A 4,697-nucleotide genomic window follows, 5' to 3' on the forward strand; every position below is an offset into this window, starting at 1 on the left:
TCCAACGGGTCGAGCGGTTCGAACAACACCGGCAGCTCGAACAACACGACCGCGTCGAACAATACGTCGTCGGGTAATGGCGTCGCCGTCGCACCGAAGCCGGCCGACACCACGCCGCCGCCGAAGAAGACGCAGCAAGCGCAGCAGCAACAGCAGCAAGGCGGCGAGGACGACCTCGCCCGCTTCGCCGCGCAGAAGCAGGCGCAGCAAGCCGCCGCGCAAAAGCAGCAGCAACAGCAACTGGCCGCGAACACGCCGAAGCCGACCTCGTCGGCCACGGCCGCCGCGGCAGCGAAGCCGCCGACCGCGAACGACGCGAATACCGGCTACTTCCTGCAGGTGGGCGCGTACAAGACGGAAGGCGACGCCGAGCAGCAGCGCGCGCGCCTCGGCTTCCAGGGCTTCGAGTCGAAGGTGTCGAAGCGCGATGTCAGCGGCGTGACGTATTTCCGCGTGCGCGTCGGCCCGTTCTCGAAGTTCGAGGATATGAACTCGGCCCGCCAGCGCCTGTCCGATGCAGGTGTCGACACGGCGGTGATCCGTTTCACGAAGCAATAAGCAACCGGCCGAGCCCACTCAGAACCCGTTACGTCCCGTAACCCGAGCAACTGATTCGACGTTCACAACATGAAAAAACTGCTTAGCACGCTCCTTCTGTCCCTGGGCCTGGCCGCGAGCCTCGCGCAGGCTTCGCCCGCCGCGCCGGTCGCCGGCAAGGATTTCGAGGTGATGAAGTCGCCGCAGCCGGTGTCCGCGCCGGCCGGCAAGGTCGAGGTGATCGAGTTCTTCTGGTACGGCTGCCCGCACTGCTACGAATTCGAGCCGACGATCGAAGCCTGGGTGAAGAAGCAAGGCAACAACATCGACTTCAAGCGCGTCCCGGTCGCATTCCGTGACGATTTCGTCCCGCACTCGAAGCTGTTCTACGCCGTGTCCGCGCTCGGCATCTCCGAGAAGGTCACGCCGGCGATCTTCAACGCGATCCACAAGCAGAAGAACTACCTGCTGACGCCGCAGGCGCAGGCCGACTTCCTGGCCACGCAGGGCGTCGACAAGAAGCAGTTCATGGACGCGTACAACTCGTTCAGCGTGCAGGGCGAAGTGAACCAGTCGGCCAAGCTGCTGAAGGACTACGCGATCGACGGCGTGCCGACGGTCGTCGTCCAGGGCAAGTACAAGACGGGCCCCGCCTACGCGAACAGCATCCCGGGCACGGCCCAGGTGCTCGACTTCCTCGTGAAGCAGGTTCAGGACAAGAAGCTCTGATCCCCGCCCGCGCGCCGGCATGACTACTCCGCTGAAGGTCTTCATCACCGGCGCATCGAGCGGCCTCGGCCTCGCGATGGCCGAGGAATACGCCCGCCAGGGCGCCACGCTCGCACTCGTCGCGCGACGCACCGATGCCCTCGATGCGTTCGCGCGGCGCTTCCCGAAGCTGTCCATCTCCGTCTATTCCGCCGACGTGCGCGACGCCGATGCGCTCGCGACGGCCGCTGCGTCGTTCATCGCGACGCACGGCTGCCCCGACGTCGTGATCGCGAACGCAGGCATCAGCCAGGGCGCCGTCACGGGCCAGGGCGATCTCGCGACGTTCCGCGACGTGATGGACATCAACTACTACGGGATGGTCGCGACGTTCGAGCCGTTCGTCGCCCCGATGACGGCCTCGCGCCACGGCACGCTGGTTGGTGTCGCGAGCGTCGCCGGCGTGCGCGGGCTGCCCGGCTCCGGCGCGTACAGCGCGTCGAAATCGGCCGCGATCAAGTATCTCGAAGCGCTGCGCGTCGAGCTGCGGCCGGCCGGCGTCGGCGTCGTGACGATCGCGCCCGGCTACATCCGCACGCCGATGACCGCGCACAACCCGTACCGGATGCCGTTCCTGATGGACGCCGACCGCTTCGCGGCACGTGCGGCCCAGGCGATCGCGCGGCAGCATGCATTCCGCGTGATTCCGTGGCAGATGGGCGTCGTCGCGAAGGTGCTGCACGTGCTGCCGCGCTGGCTGTACGACCGCCTGTTCGAGAAGGCGCCGCGCAAGCCGAAGGCGGGCGCGCACTGACGCATCGACGAGCGCCGGCCCGCGCGAAGCTTCGCGGGCCGCCTCTCCGCCTCTCCGTACCAACGCCCAGCCGCTTCGACGCTTCGATTCGCGCACCGCCCCCGCTGCACCACTGCCCGGCTTCCCCGGCGCCAGTTCCCCTCCCCGCAGCCGCCCCCACTCCTCCCGCCGCCCCAACACCCGTTCCGTCGCGAACGCAGCCGTTTTTCGGTCAATTCGCCGCGTTCAGGCGCCTTTTTTCACGCGTCGTGCGCTTTGACGGTATGCTATTCGCCAGCCGCGCCGGCCCTGTCCGCTTCCGGGCCGCGCCCGCATCCAGTCACCCAGCAAAAAACACAAGCCACGTGGGAGATCCTATGCAGGTCAAGCTGTTCGCCGCGGCCACGCTCGCCGCCGCTCTCGCCGCCCCCGGCCTCGTCGCCGCCAAGCCGCTCACCGTCTGCACGGAATCGAGCCCGGACGGCTTCGACGTCGTGCAGTACAACTCGCTCGTCACGACCAACGCATCGGCCGACGTGATCTTCAACACGCTCGTGTCGTACGACGAAGCCGCGAAGAAGGTCGTGCCCGCGCTCGCCGACAAATGGGACGCGAGCGCCGACGGCCTCACGTACACGTTCCACCTGCGCCCGAACGTCGCGTTCCAGACCACTGACTATTTCAAGCCGACCCGCACGCTCGACGCGGACGACGTCGTGTTCACGTTCTCGCGGATGCTCGACGATTCGAATCCGTGGCACAAGGTGGCCGGCGCGAGCGGCTTCCCGCACGCGCAGTCGATGGGCCTCGTGAAGCTCGTGAAGTCGGTCACGAAGGTCGACGACAACACCGTGAAGTTCGTGCTGAACGAGCCGAACGCGACGTTCGTGCCGATCCTGACGATGGGCTTCGCGTCGATCTATTCGGCCGAATACGCGGACCAGCTGCTGAAGGCCGGCAAGCAGGCCGACCTGAACGCGAAGCCGGTCGGCACCGGCCCGTTCGTGCTGAAGAGCTACACGAAGGACGCGCTGATCCGCTACGACGTGAACCCGACCTACTGGGGCACGAAGCCGAAGGTCGACCGGCTGATCTACGCGATCACGCCCGATCCGTCGGTGCGGCTGCAGAAGGTGAAGGCCGGCGAATGCCAGATCGCGCTGTCGCCGAAGCCGCAGGACGTGCTTGCCGCGAAGGGTGAAAGTGCGCTGAAGGTCGTGCAGACGCCCGCGTTCATGACCGCGTTCGTCGCGCTGAACACGCAGAAAAAGCCGCTCGACAACGACAAGGTGCGCGAAGCGCTGAACCTCGCGTTCGACCGCGCGACCTACCTGAAGGTCGTGTTCGACAACACCGCGACGGCCGCGAACAACCCGTATCCGCCGAACACGTGGAGCTACGCGAAGGACGTCGCGCCGTATGCGTACGACCCGGCGAAGGCGAAGCAGCTGCTCGCGCAGGCCGGTTTCCCGAACGGCTTCTCGACGACGATCTGGACGCGCCCGACCGGCAGCGTGCTGAACCCGAACCCGAAGGTCGGTGCGGAGCTGCTGCAGGCCGACCTCGCGAAGATCGGCGTGAAGGCCGAAGTCAAGGTGATCGAATGGGGCGAGCTGATCAAGCAGGCGAAGCTCGGCCAGCACGACATGCTGTTCATGGGCTGGGCCGGCGACAACGGTGATCCGGACAACTACCTGTCGCCGCTGTTCAGTTGCAATGCGGTGAAGTCGGGCATCAACTTCGCGCGCTTCTGCGACACGCAGCTCGACAAGCTGATCGCCGACGGCAAGTCGACCGCCGACCAGGCCAAGCGCGCGAAGCTGTATGAAGCCGCGCAGAAGATCATCCACGATCAGGCGCTGTGGATTCCGCTCGGCTACCCGACCGCGGCCGCGCTCACGCGCACGAACGTGAGCGGCTATCACGTGAGCCCGTTCGGGCGGCAGAACTTCACGTCCGTCGCCGTGCAGTAACGCGACCCACGCGCGTGGCGCGCAAGCGACGGTGCGTCGGGCCGTCGCTTGCGGCCCGCGCGCCGCGCTTGCTACACTGCGCGCTCATTCCTCATACCGGACGCCAGCCAAAGTGAACAACTAAGCCTTCCCAAAATGTTTTCGCCGCCGTGCCACGCACGCCGCGCGCGAAGGTCTTCACGCATTTTCGGAGGTGCTTATGGCTGCTGCCACGCCCACCGGCGCGCTCGTCGCGCTTCATCACGTTTCCTTCCGCTTCGACGACGGCGTCACGCTGTTCGATTCGCTCGACCTTTCCATCGACCGCACGCCGACCGGCATCGTCGGCCGCAACGGCATCGGCAAGAGCCAGCTCGCGCAATTGATCGCAGGCCGCTGCGCGCCAAGCGCGGGGACGATCGACCGGCACACGTCAATCGTCTACGTCGCGCAGCAGCACAACGACGACGACGCGTCGGCCGGCCCGCGAACCGTCGCGCAGATTGCCGCGCTCGATGCGCCGCTCGGCGCGCTCGCACGTCTCGCCGACGGCCGCGCGGAACCGCACGACTTCGACCTGATCGGCGATCGATGGGATCTCGTGGAGCGGTTGCGCACTGCGCTCGACGCGGCCGGCCTGCACGACGTGCAACCCGACACGCCCGCGCAGGCACTGAGCGGCGGGCAGCTCGCGCGCGTCGCGCTGA

5 protein-coding genes are annotated in these 4,697 nt (G+C 66.9%); all 5 read left to right on the plus strand.

The genetic code is table 11. The annotated features are described in order from the left end of the window. On the plus strand, positions 1–558 hold a 558-nt coding region (locus G3N99_RS34695), incomplete at its 5' end, for an SPOR domain-containing protein (protein ID WP_206124624.1). 69 nt (positions 559–627) lie between these two features. Beyond that, complete coding sequence (locus G3N99_RS34700; protein ID WP_174937703.1) at positions 628–1,266, plus strand: thiol:disulfide interchange protein DsbA/DsbL; 639 nt, start codon at positions 628–630, stop codon at positions 1,264–1,266. A gap of 19 nt (positions 1,267–1,285) precedes the next feature. Continuing rightward, positions 1,286–2,059, plus strand: a complete 774-nt coding sequence (locus G3N99_RS34705; protein ID WP_174937701.1) for an SDR family oxidoreductase — start codon at positions 1,286–1,288, stop codon at positions 2,057–2,059. Positions 2,060–2,415: 356 nt separating this feature from the next. Then, positions 2,416–4,011 (plus strand): ABC transporter substrate-binding protein, encoded by a 1,596-nt coding sequence (locus G3N99_RS34710; RefSeq protein WP_206124625.1) that lies wholly within the window; start codon positions 2,416–2,418, stop codon positions 4,009–4,011. 199 nt (positions 4,012–4,210) lie between these two features. Further along, positions 4,211–4,697 (plus strand): ATP-binding cassette domain-containing protein (locus tag G3N99_RS34715; protein WP_206124626.1); only part of this gene is annotated, 487 nt, incomplete at its 3' end.

It is taken from the genome of Burkholderia sp. Ac-20392, from assembly GCF_017104585.1.
Taxonomy (GTDB): domain Bacteria; phylum Pseudomonadota; class Gammaproteobacteria; order Burkholderiales; family Burkholderiaceae; genus Burkholderia; species Burkholderia lata.

Excerpts from the sequence above, each read along its gene's own strand:
- G3N99_RS34705 (WP_174937701.1), top strand. The coding sequence starts at position 1,286 with ATGACTACTCCGCTGAAGGTCTTCATCACCGGCGCATCGAGCGGCCTC.
- G3N99_RS34710 (WP_206124625.1), top strand. The coding sequence starts at position 2,416 with ATGCAGGTCAAGCTGTTCGCCGCGGCCACGCTCGCCGCCGCTCTCGCC.
- G3N99_RS34700 (WP_174937703.1), top strand. The coding sequence starts at position 628 with ATGAAAAAACTGCTTAGCACGCTCCTTCTGTCCCTGGGCCTGGCCGCG.